The 2602-nt window shown below is 75.7% G+C and carries 2 protein-coding genes and 1 pseudogene; all 3 read right to left on the reverse strand.

Annotated elements, in window-relative coordinates; all coding sequences use genetic code 11:
• On the reverse strand, positions 1-1023 hold a 1023-nt coding region (locus HW445_RS26115; protein WP_180223345.1), incomplete at its 3' end, for a glycoside hydrolase 43 family protein.
• Positions 1020-1910 carry a PmoA family protein gene (locus HW445_RS26120; protein WP_180223346.1) on the reverse strand — a complete coding sequence of 297 codons (891 nt, stop codon included), beginning with the start codon at positions 1908-1910 and terminating at the stop codon, positions 1020-1022. The genes HW445_RS26115 and HW445_RS26120, both read right to left, overlap by 4 nt.
• Positions 1907-2602, reverse strand: a pseudogene (locus tag HW445_RS26125) (gfo/Idh/MocA family oxidoreductase); the annotation flags it as partial. The gene HW445_RS26120 and the pseudogene HW445_RS26125, both read right to left, overlap by 4 nt.

The following is a 2602-nucleotide window of genomic DNA, read 5'->3' on the forward strand; positions in this document are numbered from 1 at the left end:
GTTGGCCCCCCACGGCCACTGGCGGCCGAACCCGCCGCCCGGGAAGTCGTCGTCGGTGGCGGGCGCCGCGGGAGGTCCCGGCGGGGCCTGCGGCTTGCGGTGGACGGCGACGGGCGCGCCGTCGTCGCCCAGCACCGGCCAGGGGCGGCCCTGCTCGTCGGTGGTCCAGCGCATCGGCTGCAGGTGGACGACCCTGCCGTACGCGCCGCGTGACTGGAAGTGCAGGAACCAGTCCTCGCCCTGCGGTGTGCGGACCCAGCCGCCCTGGTGGGGGCCGTTGACGTCGGTGCGGCCCTGTTCCAGGACCACCCTCTCCTCGTAGGGGCCGAAGAAGGACCGCGCCCGGAAGGCTCCCTGCCAGCCGGTCTCCACCGACCCGGCGGGGGCGAGGATCCAGAACCAGCCGTCGTGCCGGTAGAGCTTGGGGCCTTCGAGGGTGAACCAGCCGGGCAGCCGGTCGCCGTCGACGACGATCCGGCCCTCGTCGAGGAGGGTGCGGCCGTCGGGGCCCATCCGGTGCCCGGTGAGACGGTTCTTCACCCCGGCGCGCGACCTGGCCCAGCCGTGCACGAGGTACGCCTCGCCGGTCTCCTCGTCCCACAGCGGACAGGCGTCGATGAGTCCCCTGCCCGGCTTCAGCAGATGCGGGACGGTCCAGGGGCCCTCGATGCCGGGGGCGTTGACCTGGAGGACGCCCTGGTCGGGGTCGCCCCAGAAGATCCAGAAGCGGCCGGCGTGGTGGCGCAGCGCCGGGGCCCAGACACCGCAGTCCTGGCGGGGCACGGTGAAGTCCGCCTCGGGCGTGAGCCGTTCGAGGGCGTGCCCGACGAGGGTCCAGTTGACCAGGTCGCGGGAGTGCAGCAGCGGCAGGCCGGGGGCACGGCCGAAGCTGGAGGCGGTGAGGTAGTAGTCGTCGCCGACGCGGATCACGTCGGGGTCGGACCAGTCGGCGTTCAGGACCGGGTTGCGGTAGGTGCCGTCGCCGAGGTCGGGGGTCCAGGGCCGGTCGCCGGGGGCGTTCACCGCGCGGTCGCCTCCTTCACGAGCTCCTCGACGGCCTGGCGGCCGGGACGGCCGTCGGCGACGACGGTGACCAGGCGGCGTACCAGCGGTCGCCCGGCCGGGACGGTCAGCGGGCGGGACCAGGCGAGCGACGAGCCGACGCCCGGGTACTCGGTGGTCCGCACGAACCAGGGGTCGCGGCGGGTGGTTCCGTCCGCCGCGGCGAAGACGAGCGTCCAGCCGTCCCCGGCGAGCGCGATCCAGTCGGCTCCCCGGCCGTGGACGGCCTCCTCGCCGTCGGCGTCCCGGGTGAAGACGGAGGGGGCCTCGGCCTCCTTGGGGGCGCGCCAGAAGAAGCCGCCGTATCCGGCGCCGGGGCGGCCGTTGGTGGCGGGGCTGCCGATCGTGACGGGGCCGTCCGCGGGGGTGAGCGCGAAGGTGAGACCGAGCGCCCAGGCGCGGTCGGTGAGCGCGGTGGCGGTGACGGTGCGGTGCTCGTGCAGCAGCGGGACGCCGTCCGCCTCCCACACGAGGTCCTCCTCGAGACGGCCGGCCTCCCGCAGGCGCCAGCCGGTGTGGCGCTGCGTGCCGTGGTTGTCGAGCGGGACCGGGCCGCGGTCCCGGACGAAGGTGCGGCCGCCCCAGAAGTTGCGGCCGTCGACGTCGGGGACGGCGAGGCCCGCGCCGAGGTGGTGGAGGTGGTCGCCGGGCAGTTCCTCGGTGACCACGGCGCCGCCGAGGGTGGTCACCGGGTGGAGGTAGGGGCGGGGCGACAGGCGGGGGTCGAGGCCGGGCCGGGTGGCGTAGCGGGCGACGGTGCGCCCGGCGCAGCGCAGGTCGGCGAGGACGTCCGGGAGGGGCGCGGCCTCCTCGGGCCCGGTCGGGGCGGCGGTCACGTGGTCGGTCATGCCGTACTCGTTCCGGAGGGGGCGGAGGGTGCCGTCCAGGGCGCGGCACCGGTTTCGGAGAAGAGGCGCAGGGTGTCGGCGCAGGCGGCGACCAGGCCGTCGACGCCCGGCACCACGCGCCGGGGCGTGGGCGTGTCGTGGGCGGTGTGCCAGGCGTCCGGTGGCAGCGGGAGGGGATCGGGGGCGGTGCGGACCGCTTCGAGGACGCGCATGAAGGCGCCGGACCGGGCGGGCGGGGCGAGCAGTTCCGTGCCGTCCGCGAGGTGCGCGAGGAGGTTCTCGAGCAGGTCGGTGCGGCCGTGGACGTGTTCCTCGGGGCCGTGTCCGGCTCGCTGCACCAGCACCCGGTCCTGCTTGTACCAGAAGGTGATCCGGCCGCTCTCGCCGTGGACGAGCACGTACGGTTCGCCGGGCCGCTCGGCGCACAGCGTGGCGGCGACGACGACGTCCACCCCGCGCGTGGTGGTGATCCGCACGCAGGAGGTGTCGTCGGCCTCGATGTCGTTCGCCCGCAGCAGTTCCGTCTCGACGCCGGTGACGTCCTCGGCGCGGTCGGCGTCGGCGAGGGCCAGAGCGGTGGACACGGCGTGGGCCAGGGCGTTGGTGAGCACGCCGTCGACCACGTCGACGGTGCCGAGACGGCGCCTGCCCGCCCAGGGGGCGCGGCCCCAGTAGGCGGCGTCGCGGACCCA

This window comes from Streptomyces sp. UH6 (genome assembly GCF_013421635.1).
Classification (GTDB): domain Bacteria; phylum Actinomycetota; class Actinomycetes; order Streptomycetales; family Streptomycetaceae; genus Streptomyces; species Streptomyces abyssomicinicus.